Annotated in this window: 14 protein-coding genes; 9 read left to right on the forward strand and 5 right to left on the reverse strand. The window is 43.5% G+C overall.

The genetic code is table 11. From position 1 onward, the window contains the following. Window positions 1-11 precede the first annotated feature (11 nt). From FN961_RS10270 to FN961_RS10280, 3 genes are all read left to right on the forward strand, one after another. Window positions 12-506 (forward strand): glycine cleavage system transcriptional repressor, encoded by a 495-nt coding sequence (locus tag FN961_RS10270; RefSeq protein WP_144040090.1) that lies wholly within the window; start codon window positions 12-14, stop codon window positions 504-506. Window positions 507-750: 244 nt separating this feature from the next. Then, the gene (locus FN961_RS10275) at window positions 751-1,566 is read left to right on the forward strand and encodes a DUF2797 domain-containing protein (protein WP_144040091.1); all 816 of its coding nucleotides are present in this window, start codon (window positions 751-753) and stop codon (window positions 1,564-1,566) included. Window positions 1,567-1,777: 211 nt separating this feature from the next. Then, window positions 1,778-2,092 (forward strand): DUF6916 family protein, encoded by a 315-nt coding sequence (locus FN961_RS10280; protein WP_144040092.1) that lies wholly within the window; start codon window positions 1,778-1,780, stop codon window positions 2,090-2,092. On the opposite strand, the gene FN961_RS10285 is transcribed toward FN961_RS10280, so the two are convergent. Continuing rightward, window positions 2,067-2,609, reverse strand: a complete 543-nt coding sequence (locus tag FN961_RS10285) for a GNAT family N-acetyltransferase (protein WP_144040093.1) — start codon at window positions 2,607-2,609, stop codon at window positions 2,067-2,069. The two genes, FN961_RS10280 and FN961_RS10285, sit on opposite strands and share 26 nt — an antisense overlap. 79 nt (window positions 2,610-2,688) lie before the next feature. On the opposite strand from FN961_RS10285, the gene FN961_RS10290 reads away from it, so the two are divergent. The 4 genes from FN961_RS10290 to FN961_RS10305 all read left to right on the forward strand — a co-directional run bounded on the left by FN961_RS10290 (window position 2,689) and on the right by FN961_RS10305 (window position 14,431). Further along, complete coding sequence (locus FN961_RS10290) at window positions 2,689-3,228, forward strand: phage tail protein (RefSeq protein WP_144040094.1); 540 nt, start codon at window positions 2,689-2,691, stop codon at window positions 3,226-3,228. An 82-nt stretch (window positions 3,229-3,310) separates the two neighbouring features. After that, window positions 3,311-12,037 (forward strand): tandem-95 repeat protein, encoded by an 8,727-nt coding sequence (locus tag FN961_RS10295; RefSeq protein ID WP_144040095.1) that lies wholly within the window; start codon window positions 3,311-3,313, stop codon window positions 12,035-12,037. Window positions 12,038-12,554: 517 nt separating this feature from the next. Continuing rightward, window positions 12,555-13,472 (forward strand): lipase family alpha/beta hydrolase, encoded by a 918-nt coding sequence (locus FN961_RS10300; RefSeq protein WP_144040096.1) that lies wholly within the window; start codon window positions 12,555-12,557, stop codon window positions 13,470-13,472. Continuing rightward, on the forward strand, window positions 13,472-14,431 hold the full coding sequence (locus tag FN961_RS10305) for a lipase chaperone family protein (RefSeq protein WP_144040097.1): 960 nt from the start codon (window positions 13,472-13,474) through the stop codon (window positions 14,429-14,431). Before FN961_RS10300 ends, FN961_RS10305 begins: the two co-directional genes overlap by 1 nt. Before the next feature lie 62 nt (window positions 14,432-14,493). Here FN961_RS10305 and FN961_RS10310 read toward each other — a convergent pair whose 3' ends face one another. Continuing rightward, the gene (locus tag FN961_RS10310) at window positions 14,494-15,057 is read right to left on the reverse strand and encodes a DUF4136 domain-containing protein (RefSeq protein ID WP_144040098.1); all 564 of its coding nucleotides are present in this window, start codon (window positions 15,055-15,057) and stop codon (window positions 14,494-14,496) included. Between the two features lie 184 nt (window positions 15,058-15,241). On the opposite strand from FN961_RS10310, the gene FN961_RS10315 reads away from it, so the two are divergent. Both FN961_RS10315 and FN961_RS10320 read left to right on the forward strand, forming a co-directional pair. Further along, entirely contained in the window at window positions 15,242-15,835 is a 594-nt protein-coding gene (locus tag FN961_RS10315) for a LysE family translocator (protein ID WP_144040099.1), read from the forward strand. 54 nt (window positions 15,836-15,889) lie between these two features. Next, window positions 15,890-16,453 (forward strand): DUF1415 domain-containing protein, encoded by a 564-nt coding sequence (locus FN961_RS10320; protein ID WP_144040100.1) that lies wholly within the window; start codon window positions 15,890-15,892, stop codon window positions 16,451-16,453. Between the two features lie 118 nt (window positions 16,454-16,571). On the opposite strand, the gene FN961_RS10325 is transcribed toward FN961_RS10320, so the two are convergent. From FN961_RS10325 to FN961_RS10335, 3 genes are read right to left on the reverse strand one after another with little or no spacing between them, the layout of a single operon-like run. Continuing rightward, window positions 16,572-17,621: a 3-oxoacyl-ACP synthase III family protein gene (locus FN961_RS10325; RefSeq protein ID WP_144040101.1), complete on the reverse strand. Its 1,050-nt coding sequence runs from the start codon at window positions 17,619-17,621 to the stop codon at window positions 16,572-16,574. Beyond that, window positions 17,612-18,349 carry a hypothetical protein gene (locus tag FN961_RS10330; RefSeq protein WP_144040102.1) on the reverse strand — a complete coding sequence of 246 codons (738 nt, stop codon included), beginning with the start codon at window positions 18,347-18,349 and terminating at the stop codon, window positions 17,612-17,614. Before FN961_RS10330 ends, FN961_RS10325 begins: the two co-directional genes overlap by 10 nt. Further along, entirely contained in the window at window positions 18,342-20,489 is a 2,148-nt protein-coding gene (locus FN961_RS10335) for an efflux RND transporter permease subunit (protein ID WP_144040103.1), read from the reverse strand. Before FN961_RS10335 ends, FN961_RS10330 begins: the two co-directional genes overlap by 8 nt. Window positions 20,490-20,669: the final 180 nt, after the last annotated feature.

Consider the following 20,669-nt stretch of genomic DNA (forward strand, 5'->3'; position numbering starts at 1 on the left):
GATATATCAACATGTTACGTTACCTAGTCACCCTTCAAGTGCCGGATAAAAATGGTTTAGTTGAGCAAATCTCTCATGCTGTTAGTCGACATGGAGGAAACTGGTTAGATTCTGAGCTTCGCCATATTGATGGCATTTTTGCAGCCATCCTATTATTGGAGGTTCCGGCATCAAATTGGGATACCTTAGTAGACAATCTAGAATGCATTGAAGGCTTAAGCTTAACCTTTGCTAAAACCAGTAAAGAACCCCAGCAACCTACCCATAAAAGCTATTCGTTAGTCGCCTACGATAGACCCGGTTTAGTACACGATATATCAAATAAAATCAGTGCTCTTGGGATCAACATTGAACACTTTAGCACCCGTTACGAAAGCGCAGGACATACCGGAGTTGCCCTCTTTCGAGCAAACTTTGATCTAGGCATGAATTGTGATGATCAAGAAGAGCAACTTAGCCAAGCACTGTACGCCATAGGTGACGATGTCGTTTTGGACGAAATCTAGCTAAGACTAAGTATAAGGGAGGAGAACCTCCCTTAAAGTGTTTCAACCTAAACCACCTTAAGATCACGCTCTACTGAATCTAGACTTCCATTCAAACAATCGAAAAAATCAATCAAGAAGCACATCAACAATCTGATAGACTATCCAAAAACAAACACTGTCTCATACAGAAATGGAGCGGGAACAACCCTCCCCTTGCAAAGCAGTGAACGCACTTGCCAACAAATTAGGCTAGGAATACCCAATGTTAGGACTTATAAGAAAAATGCGTGCCACGCTGGATGATAACCAGCAGGTACAATACCAACTGCCAATCAGCGAGCAGTTACTCGACTTGAACCCACTGATAGGCACAACTGTCACCTTGACTCATACCGGTAAAATTTGTTGCAGTAACTGCGGTAAAAAAACCAAGAAGAGTTACTCTCAAGGCCATTGCTTTGTCTGTATGAGGAAGCTCGCCAGTTGTGACATGTGCATCATGAAGCCTGAGACGTGTCATTTCGCCGAAGGAACCTGTCGTGAGCCTGAATGGGGAGAAGCTAACTGTTTCGTGCCACATTATGTCTACCTTTCAAATACATCAGGGCTTAAGGTAGGGATCACTCGTCATACTCAACTGCCAACTCGATGGATAGATCAAGGCGCAACTCAAGGCCTGCCTATTTTGAAGGTGTCGACAAGACAAATTTCAGGTCTTGTCGAAGTTGAATTGGCCAAAATGATTGCCGATAAAACTAACTGGCGCACGATGCTCAAAGGCAATGCTGAAGATATTGACCTAAAAGCTAAAGCTGCAGAATTGTTGCCTGAAGTTGAAAATAAGATACATGAAATTTGTATGGCTCATGGCGAATATGCGATTGAAAAGTTAGATGAAGATATACAAGACATTCGTTTCCCCGTGACTGAATTCCCAACCAAAATCAGCTCACATAACTTCGATAAAGACCCCGTCGTCAGTGGTGTACTGCTCGGAATTAAAGGGCAGTATTTACTCTTTAATACTGGTGTCATTAACCTTCGAAAGTTCACCTCTTACGAAATCAGTGTTAGCTAAATAATTGCGCATAGGGCTATTTATTAGCCCTTTTCCCTTCTACTTTCCACTTTTTCTCTCCCTCCCTAAAACATTGATTAACATATAATCTCATGTTCACGTGGACAAACTTAAAACATTAAATTAACATCTTAACAACAAGGAAGTTCAACTACACATTAAATCGAAGAATACTTGACTGTAAATGAGTAGACATACAAGGGAACGTATCGTGAATAATCAAGAGCTAACTTCAGTTATCCCCCCTTATCAAATCTTTAAGAAACTGATTGGTCAAACCATCAATATTGAAGATACTGATGGTAACGCCATTGAGCTCAAAATCGATGAAGTTATCTCAGGCTCCGCCCACAGTGAAAACTACGAAAGCTTTACCACCCGTCTAAAAGATTCCTTACCCAACAGGATACCGCAGGGTTGCTATACTTTCAGCCATCCAACCATTGGCAAGCAATGGCTTTTTTGCTCTGCGACATCATCAACCCAATATGAAATTGTCATTAATAGGGAAGTAGAGACTCAGTGATGAGCTCATTGCTCATAACGGTTTCTGAGCGCCACTCCATTAACAGATATACCTCGTCAGTCACCGTTTTTAATGTAAAGCCTAAACGTTCATATAAGCGTCTAGCGGGATTATTGCGCTCAACGTGTATGGTCACCGATAAACCTGAATCTCTAGCTTGTGCAAACAAGGTTTTAAACAACTCAGTTGCAATGCCTAAACCACGAAACTCTGGTAACAAAGAGATATCAACGATACGGAGCTCTCGACGTTCATCAAGCCAGTAGTCAACAAACAAGCGACCAACAGCTCTGTTTTGAGAATAGATAATATCGAAATATTCAGTGTTGTAATGCTGGCAATAGTAACGGTACTGGGCACTGAACTGCTTAGATAAAAAAGAATTTAATTGCGACTCAGGCCAGTCAGCCGCAGCAAACTCATCTCGGCGAATACGGGTATAGAGACGTAATAAAAAGGGCAAGTCGACTTCACTATGATGTTTGAGAACCAGTGAAGAGAGTTGTAAATCGCTCATGTTAGGACATTTTATGCAGTAAATGATGAGTACCAAACATACGCAAAGGAATGAAAAAAACAAGCTTAGGAGAGTAACAATGTCAGAACCTTTTATCGGTGAAATCAAAATGGTGGCCTTTAATTATGCCCCTGTAGGTTTTGCAAAATGCGATGGAGCCCTTCTTCCAATTTCACAGAATCAAGCCATGTATGCACTGTTAGGCACTGAGTTTGGTGGTGATGGACGTACCACTTTTGGTTTGCCTGATCTGCGCGGACGTACACCTATGCATCAAGGTCATGGCCCGGGCTTAACCCCTAGAGCAATGGGACAATTTTCAGGTTCAGAAAGCAATACTTTACAGCTTACACAAATGCCTAGTCATACCCATGACGCCGAATTAAAAGCCGTTGCTAGTGAAGGTACCTCAGCAGTACCTGACAACAATATGTATATGGCCAAATCCAGTAACGGTCTTGCGTCGGTCAATAGCTACAGTAACGCAACACCTGACACAACAATTAGCCCCCACCAAACCAGCGCTACAGGTGGACACTCATCAATTAACAATTTACAGCCCTACCAAGTGGTGAACTTTATCATTGCAACGCAAGGGCTATTCCCATCACGTTCATAATGCATCCACTTGTTCAATACGCTGTAATCGGTCGGTACAAATGAATGTGCCGACCTAACACTTAATAATAAAGGACAGAGACATGAAATTCGGCATTTTTCTTTTTATCATAGGCACTCTAGCCATGCCTCTGTCGGCCAGCACCTTAAACTTCGAATCAGGAGTCAGCGGTAATGGCACACAAACGATCACCGCCATAGTAGATGGAATTACTTTTACCGCCGTAAGTAATGATGATACTTGGTTGATTGCCGACAACTCAGGTAATGCAGGCACAACTGCCAACGTCGCCGCAGTAAATTACTCCACCGGTGCTAGCTTAATTACCCTATCTTTTTCCAGCCCTGTCAACTTGACCAGCATACATACCAGTGATATTTCACTCACAATTAATAGTCTTACTTTTACTCCCACTGATGGCAGCGGTAATAGCGCTTTTACAGATAACAATTCCTCTACCCCTTGGGGAGGTAACTCAACAGGAAATACTGTTAGTTTTTCCAGCTGGAGCAACCCTACCAGTTCATTTACCATCAGTGGCAGTACCAGTGCCGGAAATTTAATGGCGCTAATTATGGACAACATTATTTTCACCGTGGCCCCCACCAATAACGCTCCCACCACAGCTAGCTTCAACGGTGACAGCTTTACCTATACTGAAGGTGATGGCGGCCAGATACTCGATCAAGGCACCCAAACCACTGTTAGCGATGCTGATGGCGGCGACTTCGATGCGGGTAATCTCACACTAACGATTACCTCGGGTGAAGATGCTGCTGAAGATATTCTTTCTATTGATACCAGCGGCGCTATCTCATTAGCAGGAACGACAGCGAGCAGCAATGTATCAATTACCGGCCCTGGCGTTATCGGCACCTTAGGCAATAATATTGCTGCGGGTAACAACTTTGTCATTAACTTAAATGCTTCTGCAACACCAGCACACGTGCAAACCTTAGTGCGAGCACTCACCTATGAGAACAGCGATACAGACAACCCCACTACAGGTGCTCGCAATGTGCGCTTAACCATTAATGATGGCGATGGCGGCACCTCAAGCAACGCTGATATAACCGTTACAGTAGCCGCAACGAACGACAACCCTAATTTGACCAACCTGGCAAGCGATAACCTTAATTACAGTGAGGGTGCTGGGCAGCAAAATATCGACATAGGCGCCAATGCGACTGTTACCGATGTGGATTCAATTAACTTCGACACCGGTAATTTAACCGTCACAATCCCCACCAATAAAGATGCTAGCGAAGATATTCTCGGTTTCGATAATACCGTCACAACAACAGGTCTTGCTAGCGCGAGTATCACTATCAGCGCGACAAATATTGGCACACTCACCAATGCTATTTCTGAAGCAAACGATCTCATCATCACCTTCAATGCCAATGCGACACCAAGCTTAGCACAAGCACTTATTCGGGCTATTACCTATCAAAATAGTGACAATGTAGCGCCAACTGAATCAACCCGAACCGTTCGATTCGCGCTCACAGATGGCGATGGCGGTAGCAGTGGAAATATTGATACTACTGTGGTCGTTAGCGCCGTTAACGACCTGCCTGTTGGCAGCAATAATACTCTCACTCCCAATGAAGGTGGCGTACTCACTATTACCACCTCAGACTTTGGTTACAGTGACGTCGAAGGTAACGCACTAAGCTACATCACCATAACCGCTGCACCTGTCAACGGCAGCTTATGGATAGATGTTGATAGCAGTGGCACCATCAATAATGCTGAATCGGCGCTCACTTCCAACGATACCGTCACTAAAGCAAACTTAGATGCTAACGTATTAAAGTACAGCCCTAGTGGGTCAACAAGTGCTAGTTTTACTTTTACCGTCAATGATGGCGTTGCTGACTCAGCAAGCAATTACACCATCACACTCACCGTTAATGCCCAGCCGACCGTCACCATCAATCAAGCCAGCGGCCAGAGTGATCCCACCAATAATGCCACTGTAGTCTTCGATGTCTTGTTTAATGAATCAATCACTGGTTTTGATGTATCAGACATCAGTTTAACGGGTGATGTGACCGCAAGTGTGACGTCTGTTTCAGCCTCCTCTGGCACCAGTTTTACTGTTTCAACCAATATCAGTGCTAATGAAGGCGATATTATTGCCCAAGTGCTAGCCGGTGGCGTGACCGACGCGTCCAGTGCTACTAACCAAGCCAGTACTAGCACCGACAATACAATAAAATACGATATCAGTGCGCCAACAAGCCCAAGTAGCTTAGATCTTATCATCGGTTCAGATTCAGGCAGCAGTGATAGCGATAATCTGACTTCTGATGCAACACCGGAGATCTCAGGCTCTGGAGAAACTGGGGCAACCATTACGTTATTCAGTGATGCAGATAACAGCGGCACCCTCAATGGCAGTGAAACCTCAGTCACAACAAGCGTTAGTACTGGCACATGGTCGGTGTCAATGCCGATGATAGCCAGTACAAGCCACGGGTTAAAAGCATTTCAAACCGATCCTGCAGGTAACGCCTCACCTGTGAGTACCACTCTCACCATAGAGATAGATACCAATGCTCCCAGCGGACATAGTGTGGTGATTGATCAAGACCCGGTAAATAGCAGCAATCAAGATTCGGTCAGCTTTACCTTTACTGGAGGCGAGATAAGCAGTAATTTTTCATACACATTAAGCAGCTCTGGCGGCGGAACACCTTTGATCGGCACAGGTACGCTATCAACAGCAACCGATACCATAAACAATATTGATGTCAGCAGCTTAACAGATGGAACATTAACCTTTAGCACGATTTTAACCGATACAGCAGGTAACAGTGCAACGGCAGTAAATGATACCAGTGTTAAAGACAGCACTGCGCCAAACGGACACAGTGTCAGCATAGATCAAGCGCTTATTTTAGCATCTAACGATGATGCATTGAGTTTCACCTTTTCAAGTGCTGAAACAGGAGCAAGTTTCGCTTACACTGTGAGTTCCAGTGGTGGAGGCACCATTAATGGCACAGGCACTTTATCCTCGGTCAACGACACCGTCTCTAACGTCGATGTCACCTCACTCGGTGACGGAACTTTAACGCTATCAGTGATTGTAACCGACATTAACAGCAACCCAGCAACTGCTGTGGTTGATACTGTAAGCAAGGATGCCTTAGGCCCTGTTGTACAATCAGTAACCTTAAATACCGGCAATGTAAAAGCTGGCGACATCATCACAGTAACAGTTCAGTTTGACGATACGCTTGTACTTTCTGGATCGAACTCCACTGCCACGCTTACCATTGGAGGCACCACCCGAACCGCGGTTTATACCAGTGGACACAATGCATCCAGCTTAGTCTTTAGTTATACGGTTGTGAACGGCGATAACGACAGTGATGGCGTCACAGTGACATCTGCTCAGGGCAATTCTGATACAGCTAAAGATGCAAATGGCAACGATGCCGACTTTAGCTTTACCGCCTTTACTGAAGCAAGTTTACTCGTCGACACACAAGCTCCGGTATCAGCAACACCGCTTCAGACTTCGCAAGCAGTCAATGCCGACACACTAACCTTATCTCAAGCTGATTATCCTGAAGATGCAATCACGGTAACCGCTCTTTCCGATGCTGACGGTAATGGCATTGCTGACAGCAATACTCCTTTAACAAGCAGTACATCGAGCTCTGGATCATGGTCTCTAAGCGTTAACCTTTCTCAAGATTCGGATAACTACTTTATCTTGCGCACCAGTGATTTAGCTGGAAACACAACGGATACTGCCATAGGGAATTACCTTGAAGACTCTATCTCCCCGGATAATGTCATCATCCAGACGCCAATTACTCATGTATATCAGTCCACCAATGCCATCACGATTCAAGGTAGCCAAAGTGAAAATGGGATATCGGTCGGTATCTATGAAGATATTGATAATAACGGCGTTGCCGACAACAATACTGCCATCTCATCAACCACTGTTGCAGCAAACAGCTGGAGCATCAGCCTCACTTTAGCCGATAACACAAACACTAATTATGTGGTTATCGCTAAAGATGATGCAGGAAACAGCGCCCAGGCTGTGGACCTTGTGACTCTGACTCACGACAATATCAACCCTGTCGCAGACATCACTAAAATAACAAGTGTAGATACCACGCCAACCCTAAATGGAACAATCTCTGATACGGGTGGTTTAGCGAGTCTTTCTTTTACTCTTGAAGATAGTAATAACACGATATTTGGGCCTTTCGATGCCGACAGTTTTAGTGATATTAATAGCGGTAACTGGCTTGATAATGAACTAGCAAGCACATTAACCGATGGCAGCTATGACGCACATCTAACTCCCATCGACTTGGCTGGTAATACGCAGAGCATAACAATATCAGATGCAGTCACTATCGATACACTTGCCCCCACTGGATACAATGTTGAAATTGAGCAGAACAGAATCGATGCTGGCAATGAATCCGCCCTTAGCTTTATCATCACAGGTGGTAATAACGGTGAGAGTTTTACCTACCAGATAAGTGATGGCAGCAACTCAGTAACCGGAAGCGGCAGTATTAGTAGCGATCCGCAGACCGTGAGCGGTGTTAATGTCAGTAGCCTAAATGAAGGCACACTCACCCTAACCCTTTCATTAACGGATGTAGCAGGAAATCAAGGAGCTGATGCCACTGATAGCCTAAGTAAAACTTATAATCTTGCTCCGGTTATCTCTCAAGGCAGTCTAATCACCATCACCATGAGTGAAGATGCTAACCCTACTCCATTTAGCCTCAACTTAAGCGCATCAGATCCTGATGCCGACTCGCTAAACTGGCAAATATCATCAACAACAAGCCAGGGCGTCGCTTCAATTCTGGAAACAGGAAATAATGCCAGTGTTAGCTACGTCCCGACTGCGGATTTCAATGGTAATGACAACCTAACAGTTCAAGTCAGCGACGGAATATTAACGTCTTCAATTACAGTTAATATCATCATCACAGCGATTAACGATACTCCAAATATTTCTGGCTCCCCTTCCAATACAATCGAGGAAGATACTCAATTTAATTTTACGCCTGCGGCTAGTGATATAGATAGCACTCTGCTTACCTTCAATATTAGCGGGCGACCTTCATGGGCAAGTTTTAATCCATCTACAGGTACTTTAAGCGGTACTCCAACTAATGAAGATGTCGGTAACTTTGATGGCATCATTATCAGTGTAAGGGACGATCTAGGAGCAACAAGCAACCTACCAACTTTTAGTATTACAGTGACCAACGTCAATGATGCGCCAGTTATCAGTGGCACACCAGCAAGCTCAGTCGATGAAGATAGCCTTTATAGCTTCACGCCAACGCTACTTGATGCCGACAGCAATGACACTCATAGCTTTTCGGTCAGTAACAAACCGAACTGGGCAAGCTTTAACGGCAGCAACGGGACACTGTCTGGTACTCCTGCCAATGAAGATGTTGGCATAAGCAGTAATATCGTTATCAGTGTTACCGACAGTGCCATCGCATCAGCAAGCTTGCCGGCCTTTAGCATAGAAGTGAGTAATATTAATGATATTCCCACTCTCAACAGTACCCAGTTAGAGGCATTAGAGGACACTGAATTACTGTTTAATCTGGACGCCAATGATGATGACGGCGACGCGTTAACCATTAGTCTGATTAACCAGCCTCAACAAGGCACCCTCGACACGAGTGGCTCACAGTGGGTTTATAAAGCCAATGAAAACTTTCACGGTGATGACAACTTCACAGTCACTATTAACGATGAACAAACCAGCTCAGATCCCATAGAAGTGAACATCAAAATACTGCCTGTAAACGATGCGCCCAACGCACAGAATGATACCTTTGAACTCGACTATACCCCGAGCGGAGAATACCGATTATCGGTATTGGCAAACGACCAAGATGTCGATGAAGATACGTTATCTCTCGTCAGTGCAGAATCGAGCTTAGGGACAGTAGAAATAGATAATGAAGCACTATTACTTACCTTAAGCTCAGGTGTCACGGGCGATATACACTTAAGCTACTTCATCGTTGATCCTGATGGCGAAAACAGCCAAGCTGAAGTGAACCTTCAAATAACCCCTAATGATGAGGCACTTCCCACACTCACCGTTCCCGAAGCTGTGAGTGTCCAAGCTGAAGGCTTATTCACCCGAGTTGATTTAGGTGTCGCTAAAGCATTTGACAGCAAAGGCGAGCCTCTGCCTGTCAGTCTTAAATATGGACAACCTTTATTTCAGCCAGGTCGTCATACTGTCTACTGGGAAACCACTGACAGTAAAGGCAATACTAAAGTGGCAAGTCAGCAAGTCGATGTTTACCCCTTAGTTAACTTCCATAAGGATCAATTGGTTGTAGAAGGTACATCAGCATCAGTCACCCTCTCTTTGAATGGTGACTCACCACTGTACCCCGTTGTCATCGACTTTGTCCTTGAAGGGGATGCACAAGCAGATGAAGACTATCGTCTGGTAAGCCAGCAAGCAGTCATCACATCAGGACGGGAAATCACTCTAGAAATAGAGATCCTTGAAGATGGGATTGATGAACCCGATGAGAAGTTAGAGCTGGTTCTCGATGAGGCCGTCAATAGCGGTTATAAACCCAGTCATCTTCTGCATATCGTCAACCGTAATATTGCGCCAGAGATATCACTGGAGGTCACTCAAAGTGGTGAACAGAGCGTCATGCTCTCTAAAGATGGTGGAGAGATAAGTATTACTGCAAAATATTCGGATATTAACCAGGATGACCAGCTTAGTATCAGCTGGGCATTTAACGATATTCAAATCCAAGATTTAGACCCGTCAACCGACGTAATACGTTTCGATCCTACCGAGGTTGAACTCGGCTCTTACCAAATCAAAGTAGAAGTATCTGACGGGCTATTAACGACTCAGATTCAGGGCAACCTAAACCTAGTGTCAAGCTTACCCACACTCGATAGCTCTGACAGTGACGGCGACATGATCCCAGATAACATTGAAGGGTTCGGTGACGATGATCTCGATGGTGTTGCTAACTTCATGGATGCACTACCAAGTTGCAATGTTCAGCCTGAAAATGAAAACGATCAAGTTCAATACCTTATTGAAGGAGAAGCTGGAGTATGTATTAAGGTAGGCAGTATCGCCACTGGCGGGGAGCAAAATACCCTACTCCTTGATAAAAGCGATGCATTACCAGTAGACAGTGAATTTCGTTTTACCAGTGGCGTATTTGATTTTGTCGCCAGTGGACTGCCTGTTCAAGGCAATCAATACCGAATTGTTCTACCTTTAACTATGTCGATCCCCGCTAATGCCGTTTATCGCAAATACAGTCAAGCACAAGGTTGGTACGATTTTGTTGAGGATGATTCAAACCATATCCACAGTGCAATTGGAGAATCAGGTTACTGCCCATCCCCAGGGGAAAGCAGTTGGCAAACAGGATTAATTGAAGGCGCTTGGTGCATACAACTCACTATCGTCGACGGGGGGTCTAATGATGACGATGGTGAAGCTAACTTCCACATCACTGATCCAGGTGGTGTCGCCATCACCAATACCAGTAATCGAGCACCTTATGCTGAAGATGACTCTATTGAGCTTATCGAGTCCAGCTTATTACTGTTAGACCCAACATTAAACGACAGCGATCCTGAAGGTGATGATATTCAGTTACAAAGTGTTCAAGGCCGATTAGGAACAGCTAGCATTAACAATGAAGGGCAGCTTCAATATCAAGCAGCAACAGGTTATTTAGGGGAGGACCAAGTGCTTTATACCATTACTGATGGAGAAGGTAATAGTGCAACGGCCACCGTTCACATTTCGGTGAAAGCAAACAAAGCGCCTGTTGTACAAAACGACCGCGCATCAACCAATGATAGAACCGCTATTCTTGTCGATGTGTTGTCCAATGACAGTGACGAGCAAACATTGACGCTTACTTATGTCAATGCAGAGTTTGGGCTGGCCAGTATTACCTCCGACAATCAGGTTCAATACACACCACAATTAGGCTATGAAGGAGAAGATCTGGTGATCTATCGTATTAAAGACCAACTCGGTTCAGAAGTCGAAGGTACACTCACAGTGACAGTTGATGCCTACCAAAAAATTGAAGTGAACAATGACAGTAGTGGCGGTTCAATGGGCTGGATAAGTGGGGCTCTTCTACTGCTATTGGGGATAATAAGGAAAAAAAATAGCCTAGTCACTTTGCTAACAACAAGCCTACTGTATTGCACTACAGTCCATGCACAATGGAGTATCGATGTCCAAAGCGGCTATAGCCAAACATCGAGCGACATTGACATATCACAACTTGAAGACCTCGGCTTGCAGGTCAGTCAATTCGCAAACGATAACAGTGATAGGAGTTGGGGACTAGGAATAGGATATGAAGTTGTTCCAAACTGGCAAATCAACTTAGGCTATCAAGATCTGGGCAACTATGGGTTTAGCCTTGATGGCATGGCATTGAATCCAACCCCCTCTGTTGAGTTAGCCTCCACATTGGGACCTCGTTCGGCAAGTGGAATCGATCTTGGGCTCACTTATCACTGGGAGTTAAGCGATTCATTAGGTTTAAAGTTGGGAGGCGGGGTATGGTACTGGCGAAGTGATTTTACCAGCATCATAAATCAAGTGCAGGTAAACCGTGATGAAAACGGCGGTGACTGGTTTAGTGATCTGTCTCTTTACTGGAGAATTAGCCCCCAATGGCAGATAGATCTGGGATGGCAGCACTTCATTATTGATAAAGATGATATCAACAACGGCTTTGCACGTATCAATTTTATGTTCTAGCCACTATCAATTCCATTCATCGTTTTCAGAAACGACCATAATCATCCTAAAGGCACTTAACGATAGTGCCTTTTTCATTTCTAAAATCACTGACTGTCTCCGAATAACAAATGGGCGTTAACTTGCCTATCGAGGTTATTTACTCATCAAAACGAACGGTTCAAAGCACTCATCAACCCAGATTTATAAAGAATAACTGCTAATTTTTAATCAAAAGTTAAACAAAATCACCTCACATCAAGGTAATTTCAATTTATTCCATCGATACAACCACCCCCTTATTTTTACCTGCTGCGTCCTAAATAGGAGTGAAAGTGATAGATATCCTTTAGCTTTTTTATAAACATCAGTTTAAAACGAACTCGAAAGCCTCTTGATTACTGGCTTTATCAAAAAAATAACTATTGCTACCTCTGGTCTAATCAGTTAACAATAATGAAACAAGGTTACTTTTCATACAAGATTGATGTAAGTCAACAAGAGAGTAGCCACCAACAAGACAAATCTGGGGAACTTCATGAAAACATGGCTCACTGTTATTTCACTCCTTTTAATTAGCTTATTTTACCCTGCTCAATCCGACGCTGCGGCGACTAAATACCCTGTTGTACTGGTTCATGGCTTTATGGGCTTTGATGATGCATTAGGGATAGATTACTTTTACGGTATTCCTCAAGCTTTAAGAAGCCAAGGTGTACAGGTTTTTGTCGCGAGAGTATCACCTATTAACTCTTCTGAAGTCAGAGGAGAACAACTCAGACTTTATGTGCAATCTGTACTAGCATATACTGGCGCTCAAAAAGTTAACTTAATTGGCCACAGCCATGGTGGACCAACAGCTCGTTATGTTGCCAGTGTCAGCCCTGAGATGGTTGCGACTGTCACCTCTGTTGGCGGCGTAAATTGGGGCAGCAGCTTCGCAGATTTTCTTAGAGGCGCAATCCCAGTCAACTCTTGGGTAGAGTGGTCAGTTAATATTGCATTTAATACCCTATCTCGAATCGTCACCGGCGTATCTGGTGGTGGCAGATTTCCAGCAGACACGCTAGCTTCGACAGAGTCACTCACTACTCAAGGCTCTATCAGGTTCAATCAAAAGTACCCTGAAGGTATACCGAGCCAATACTGTGGTTACGGTTCTGCAAGAGCGAGCAATGGAGTCAATTACTACTCGTGGTCTGGCACTAGTCAGCGCACCAATTTTTGGGACGTGAGTGATGCCGCATTAAGTGTCACCAGTTGGGTATTTAGCGAGCCTAATGATGGTCTGGTTTCACGCTGTAGTTCACACTTAGGAAAAGTGATACGCGACAACTATAATATGAATCACTTGGATGAGATAAATCAATTATTTGGTTTAGTCAGCTGGCGCGAAACTAATCCAAAAACCTTATACAAAGCACATATTAACCGCCTTGCAAACCGTGGGTTTTAATGCCAAATAAAAACAGCAATAACAGCCCCCTCTCTGCAGCACGTATTTTGCTTTTAAGCTCAATATTGGCCTTAGTGGTGGGGGGGCTTATCTATTTCAATGCTCAACATGGCTCCTCCGAAGACGATACTCAATACAGCGGAAACGAGATTCCTCAAACTCAACAGTTAGTTGCTGTAGATATAACAACTCCCGTCGCGACAGGATTTTCACAGCTCATTGTGAATCAACAGCTGAGATGGGATTTTGATGATCTCATTTTGACTCATCAAGAAACCGGTCAAACGATAACCTCCCTGCTACTCACGCTGTCGAAGCAACGTAATTTAGCCCCTGATGCCCATCATTATTTAATCGATCTCTTTAATCGATATCGAGACTACAAAATAGCCTTGATTGAAGTAAAAAAGATGGGGCCAAACATGCTTAATGAAATCGATATTGAAGATACACTCGCGTTTATAGAGCAAGCTCATCAAAGCCAATTTGATTACTTCACTCAAATTGAGATAGATGCGTTTTTTAGTGACGAGAACACCTACGATATTCAGGCTATTGAGAGAATGGCTATCCTACAAGATAGTTCACTTTCTAGTGAACAAAAACAGATGTTAATAGCTCATCAAATAAGCCAAATGGATACCGAAGAGAGAGAGGTTTATGAACCCAGTCTGCAAGTGTTTAATATTGTCGATAATCTTGAAGGTAAGAGCAGCCAGCTCAACGAATTCACACCAGAGGTGATTGAACGAATTGAACAGCTAAAAAAGGATGAGCAACGCTGGAAAACAAAAGTAACCGATTTTCTGGCTTTTCAAGTTCAAAGTCACAATGAACAAGCCGATGATGATTTCGCACAAAAAGCGGTAGAGACCTATCGAAATCAACACTTTAAAGCCAATGAACTTAAACGGCTTCAAGTGTACATTAACAATCCAAAACTGTTAAATACTGACTAGTCGATTCAGTTCAGAACAAAGAACAAACATATACTCTCTGTTCTGAACTGACTTTGATAAGACTAAATAGCAGGAATTGCCATCATCATAGTCGCGATAAAACTATCAAACCCTTGCTGACGCTCGGCTCCATCTTTTTCGAAATCAGTAAAACCTTGACCCAATGCACGCCAAACGGGTTGTGGGAGTTTGGGATTAAACAATGCCACCAGCACAGACCCTTTCTCGTACTTATCCATGTCGACACCTAGCGTAGATAAGCCCGGTACCAAGCCTGCTTTATTTAGGATCTCACTGTCACTCATATCAGATCCCAATGCCAAACCAAACCCCACGAGAAAAGCTGGAGAATCTTGATTTGACACTAGTCGATACCCCTTAGCTTCCATCACCTTTTGCAGGGAGATCTGCATGTTTTTAGTCACGGTATCACTATCAACACGCTCATCAGCAATCACTTTAGCCAAAGTAGGATGCCAAACAAAATTTCGAGTCTGGTCTGATAAAAAACTAAGGTCACCGGTAGCCACCATCGTCGTACGCTGTGGATTCTGTTCAATAACTTCTGTGACAGTGCAAGCACTTAATGTAGAGATGAGTAGTAAAGCGCAAATTCTTTTTATCATATGATTACTTTTAGCTTCCATGTTGTTATCAATCAATACTCAAACGACTTCAATATATCTTAATTGAAACAAGATTAACCTAAGCTGACTCATTAGTCATTCATCCAAATCCCTTAAAAACAAAATATACATTCCACTAATGTTCCTATTAGAATGCGACTCTGTTTGTTGATTTTGGAATTTAATGGAACTCATTTTAGCTATCGCCCTTTTTGCCTTCTCATCGGGAATAACACCAGGGCCAAACAATGTCATGTTAATGACATCAGGGGTTAACTTTGGCGTCAGAAAAAGCCTGCCTCACCTATTCGGGATCTGTATCGGCTTTCCTTGTATGGTATTAGCTATCGGACTAGGACTGAGCGCGTTATTTCAAACTTACCCACATTTGCATACTGTCATAAAATACATTGGCATTGCCTATCTTCTCTACCTCTCGTGGTTAATTGCAACCAGCAGCAGTAAGATGGAAGGGAAACAAAAAAGAGCGCCTTTAAGCTTTATTCAGGCAGCAGCATTTCAATGGGTTAATCCTAAGGGATGGATCATGGCCATTGGCGCTGTTGCCACCTTCACCAATGTTCAGCAACCACTGACGCCACAAGTATTCACCATCACCACGGTATTTTTCTGTGTCGCGTTTCCCTGCGCTATGATCTGGCTAGGTTTTGGTGTCGCATTAAAGCGCTTACTCAAAAATGTGCGACAACAAAAGATCTTCAACATCACGATGGCACTCTTGCTTGTTGCATCCATCATCCCTATGATCGCGCCCTAAGTAAGGAACATTCAGCCTTACCAGTAAAAGCTAAATAGAAAGAGGCAAGCTAGCATGACAGAGCACGACACTGAACTTCAATTAATCGCGGATCATACGCAAAACTGGGTCGAGCGCATGATAATGAAGTACAACATATGCCCCTTTGCACGACGTGAAGTTGAGCGTCGAAGCATTCGCTATGCCGTTATTGATGAATCTAAAATGCACAATGTTCTCGAAGCCTTAATCAAAGAGTGTCAGCATTTAGATGAGAACCCCGAGATTGAAACCACGCTCTTTATTGTTCCACGGGGATTTGAAGGGTTTTATCCCTATTTGGATTTAGTTGATATCGCCAATGATCTTTTGATAGAGCAAGATTATGAAGGCGTCTATCAGCTAGCCAGTTTCCATCCTGATTACTGTTTCGATGGCGAACCGATGGATGACCCTGCAAACTATACTAATCGCTCTCCGTATCCAACATTGCACATTATTCGCGAAGTGAGTATGGAACTAGCCTTGGCTAACTATAACGATCCTGAGTCTATTCCTGAGCGTAATATCGCTTTTGCTCAGAAAAAAGGCAGTGATTTTTTTGCTAAAGTGTTGGCTGGCTGCATGGGAAAAACATAGCACTAATTCAAACACCATTGAAAACCCGTAGCCTATCTTTATATATACCCAAACTACCTGAATTCTGCATTTCCAAGTAGCTTGGGTATAGGCTACGTGTATATAAACTGCAGGACATTTAATGACTGTAGACAAAACCACCATAAAGATATTTTGTAGCCTCCGCCCCCAACACCAACACCTTATCTCCTTTTGAGAGTCGGCCATTGTTGACCAGTTTGGCAAAGCTTACCCATATTGCAGCTGACCCCTGATTACCAAAATATTTGGCGTCATTAATAATACGTTCAGGCTCAACGCCGAGAGCCTCAGCAAGCATAATATCGATATGACCGTTTGCCTGATGAGGTAAAATATAGGCAAAGTCATCTAATTGATAACCTCTGGATAATACTGCTTGCAGACCCAATTCAAATAACTGACTGCCATTGGCACGCACCGCTTCTGTATTATGATGAAAGCGAGTCATCTCTCCCTTACCGACATCCATTGAACCAGAATCAAGATAAAACCCCGGCTCTTTTCCCTCACCGATTTGTCCCAAATAAATATCGGTTAATCGTCCCTCTTCGCCTTGAGCTGGGCCTAATATCACCGCACCAGCACCATCGCCCATCTGCACATAATTCACTAACTGCTCAGTGGTTAAAAATGACTTAGCAATCTCAAAATAGACCGAGCCAGTTTCTGTGCCCACTATGGCAACTGGCGCATCGTCGGTGGCACAAAATGCCGATGCTATCTGCAGTGCATTAGCAAAACCCGTACAGGCTTGTCTGAGCTCTAGGTAAGGCCCTTGAAAACTGAGCCTGTCGGCTAACCAAGCCGCATTGGGAGGCACTTGAGTGTGGGGAGTACACGTGTGACTAATCAGATACTCTAATTCATTGATATCAAGCTTTGCCTGAGTTAACACCTGATTAAGCACTTCAACGCCCAAATCGATACTCGTAGGAGAAGGCTGACTCCTTGCCTGTGACAGGTCCCGAACGAGATGACGACTTTCAACACCTAAACGCTTTGCAATCGCTCTGGCCTTACGTTTAGCCAATGCGCCACAATGTTCACCCAGCGCGGTTAATAAAATCTCATTTGAAACCCGTTCATTAGGCAATACAAAAGCTGATGACAACAGTGAGAGCTCATTTTTGGCAAATTTTACGCCCATTTATCCTCCAGTTTATTAAAGAGTTGTGTTAACTCAATCCCTAAAGCTTCAAAATGCGCTGACTGGGAGGAGAGTAATGTATAAAGCTTTGGAAGGACCATCTCATGTTCGGCAATAAACATCGTCCTATCTGCACCTAAATATTGAGCGTGGTGCTTAGCCACATATACATGCTTGGCTTCATCTTTTTTAATCAGTCCACATAAGAATGCAAAAGGATGACCTTTTCCAAGTTTTGAATGTTCAAACTCATGCATGATCTGAGTGACACAAGTATCGAGAATAGCGATTCGAACAAAGTGCTCACAGTAAGAGTTAACTCTTCCAAGCTGAAGATAAAAACGCTTGGCTTGCCGCTGTATGTTAATCGTTTGTTCCACAATAGGCAGTTCAGACTGCACCTGCTGCAGGGCAAGATCATGTACCAACTCTTCAGCTTCCACCTCTTTTAAACTGAGTATTGCCGAAGAAGCCTCTTCATCGGATGCACAAAGACGCTGGATTTCATTGTTAAACACCAATTGTGCCGACTGCTCGCCACAAAGAAGCAGTGGGATCAGATGTGCCAGGCTCTCCCTCTCCTCTTCACTGTAGTAAATAGCACTGTTATACCTGTTCGCCATCCAGTTTCTTATCCTTTGACTATTAGCCCCAGAACAATCAAGGATGCTACTCACACTTGGCTCAAGAGGACTGGCAAAACAACGGTTTAACGAAATATCATTCATGCCATCCTCCGATAATTACTTTAAACAGAATTGGCAGTAGCAGGAGATCAAAAATAAATGCGAAAGCGACAATCAGCATAGAGAGAAAGCTAAGTTCAATGATAGGCAAAAAATCCGAAGCTAATCCCAATGAAAAACCAATAAAAAGCAGTAAGCTGGTAAAAGTAACCGCCGGCATTACGCTCAGTAACGTTCGAGGAAGCTCATCTAAACGGTTAGGTCCATTTTCATTCACTTTTAATAAAAGATGAAGCGAATCATCAATAATAATACCCAACATCATCCCCATCACAATCGTGCTGCCTAAACTCAGACCTCCTCCTAACCACTGCCATAAACCAAAAACCCAAATAAGCGGTAATAGGTTCATAGAGAGCGCTAATAACCCCAACTTAAATGAACTTTTAAGCAGGCTTACTATTAGCAATAAAAACAACAAAGCCCCGCCGAATGAGTACAGCATAGTGCGAGCATTAGACAGGCTTAAATGGGCAAAAATAAGGCTTTGGCTCATCCCTTGCCCTATTGATATCTCGCTGACATTCTGACTGTTCCATTCGGCCACTTTTGTCTCAAATGTGATCAACTCAGCTGCCGTCATGGGGATGAGGTCCACTGTCACGACAGAAGCATTTCCCTCTTGATTTATCAAATGCTTTACCGGTGAGTCCATCACTTCAGGATCATGAATTAACAGCGTTAAGCGACTCACTCCAACTCCATAAAGTCGAATCCAGTCGACAATAGAACTTACTTGTAATACTTCCTTCTGCGCCCTTAAAAAACGACTAAATTGATTAACCTTACTCACATACTCTTGCTGAGCAATACCAGCCTCAGTACCAGTGTCAATAACATAATAGAGCTGATTGATGCCGCTAAAATGTTGCTCCATCTTCGACTTTGACTGGCTAAAGAGATTAGATTCAGGAAAGTAGTTCATTGCATCATCGTCAAACTTAAGCCCTGAGACACTGAAAATTGCCCACAAGGAGATCACTGTTCCCAAGCCTAAAATGCTGCTCTTGTAACGCCAACTCAACTGTTGAACACGAGAGAGTAATCTTGTATTCACTTTTAGCGACAGTGCGACTATGTGCGCGCGTTTCGCAAAAGAGACTAATACCGTCAAATTGACCAGAAAATTCACAATAACGGCAAAGGCCACCAACTTACCGAAATCTTGAATCGGGGGAGAAGGGCTCAATGCCAACAGAGCGAACCCCATTGCGGTGGTCACAGTTCCCCAAAAAAGGGGTTTAATATTAGTGCTTAAAGAGTGAACTAACGCCTCAGACTCACACAGCCCCTCATTAATGGCATTGCGCCAACCAAAATAAAGATGCACGGCATAGGCAACACATAAACTGACCACCACGACAGGGATAAATCCGCTGACAGCAGCTAAAGTGAAACTTCCCCACCCTGCCAAACCAAGCGTGAGCGTTAACGTGATGAGTGATGATGCGCCAATCCCGAATAACCACATACGCTCTCTAATCACGAGCAAAAGCATCAAACTAAAGATAAGCGCTAACCCCGGTATAAACCATAACAGATCATGTTTTAACACCGTCGCGTATTGCCAATTAAGCGTTAACGATCCTGAATAGTAAGTATGAAATTCATTGTTCGAATCCATTTCAAATTCATCGACATAGCTTTTAAGATCCGAAAGCGTGCTTAGCAGCGCTTTAGCTCCATGAATGGCTTCAGGTTTAAAGGTCAACGACAGCAGAACAGCTCGGGAGTCAGATGAGATAAACTCCATCTGTTTAGGTTTACTCTTATAGGAAAGTGTTGAAGCAGACGCAAGCTCACGCTGACCATATCCATGTACCTTTTCTACTGTCGGTAACGCCAGTAATCCCGACTTAAATCGAGAGAGTTGGACATCTTCTTGAGGAAACGTTTCCCCATTCTTGGCCTCCAACAAAAATACAAGTTCATCTTGCCTAAAGAACTCTCTCTGAAAATGTTTAAACGCGTTATAGAGAGGATCATCTTTTGCAAAATATGCACTGTAATCGGCATCTAAAGCTAACTTGCTGAATCCCAAGGAGGCGATTAGAGACAAGGAAAGCCACAATATCACGCTTATCACTTCAATTTTTCGCGTAACCAACATTGAAACCAACAAGTTACTTCCTCTCAATTAAAGCCAAAATTTAAGCGTTATTAGCTCAATAGACCTCATTAGTGGCAATTTACATTCACAAATATCTAAATAAAGGGTGAAATTAACTAAGTTAGCATTCAAATAACTGCAATGTACACAGCAAAGTAAGCTTACTAGCCACTTAGTTTTTAACTGTAAATT

The organism is Shewanella hanedai (assembly GCF_007197645.1).
GTDB classification, from domain to species: Bacteria; Pseudomonadota; Gammaproteobacteria; order Enterobacterales; family Shewanellaceae; genus Shewanella; species Shewanella hanedai.

Excerpts from the sequence above, each read along its gene's own strand:
- FN961_RS10275 (WP_144040091.1), top strand. The coding sequence starts at position 751 with ATGTTAGGACTTATAAGAAAAATGCGTGCCACGCTGGATGATAACCAG.
- FN961_RS10310 (WP_144040098.1), bottom strand. The coding sequence starts at position 15,057 with ATGATAAAAAGAATTTGCGCTTTACTACTCATCTCTACATTAAGTGCT.
- FN961_RS10270 (WP_144040090.1), top strand. The coding sequence starts at position 12 with ATGTTACGTTACCTAGTCACCCTTCAAGTGCCGGATAAAAATGGTTTA.
- FN961_RS10330 (WP_144040102.1), bottom strand. The coding sequence starts at position 18,349 with ATGAATGATATTTCGTTAAACCGTTGTTTTGCCAGTCCTCTTGAGCCA.
- FN961_RS10290 (WP_144040094.1), top strand. The coding sequence starts at position 2,689 with ATGTCAGAACCTTTTATCGGTGAAATCAAAATGGTGGCCTTTAATTAT.
- FN961_RS10325 (WP_144040101.1), bottom strand. The coding sequence starts at position 17,621 with ATGGGCGTAAAATTTGCCAAAAATGAGCTCTCACTGTTGTCATCAGCT.
- FN961_RS10320 (WP_144040100.1), top strand. The coding sequence starts at position 15,890 with ATGACAGAGCACGACACTGAACTTCAATTAATCGCGGATCATACGCAA.
- FN961_RS10315 (WP_144040099.1), top strand. The coding sequence starts at position 15,242 with ATGGAACTCATTTTAGCTATCGCCCTTTTTGCCTTCTCATCGGGAATA.
- FN961_RS10295 (WP_144040095.1), top strand. The coding sequence starts at position 3,311 with ATGAAATTCGGCATTTTTCTTTTTATCATAGGCACTCTAGCCATGCCT.
- FN961_RS10285 (WP_144040093.1), bottom strand. The coding sequence starts at position 2,609 with ATGAGCGATTTACAACTCTCTTCACTGGTTCTCAAACATCATAGTGAA.
- FN961_RS10300 (WP_144040096.1), top strand. The coding sequence starts at position 12,555 with ATGAAAACATGGCTCACTGTTATTTCACTCCTTTTAATTAGCTTATTT.
- FN961_RS10305 (WP_144040097.1), top strand. The coding sequence starts at position 13,472 with ATGCCAAATAAAAACAGCAATAACAGCCCCCTCTCTGCAGCACGTATT.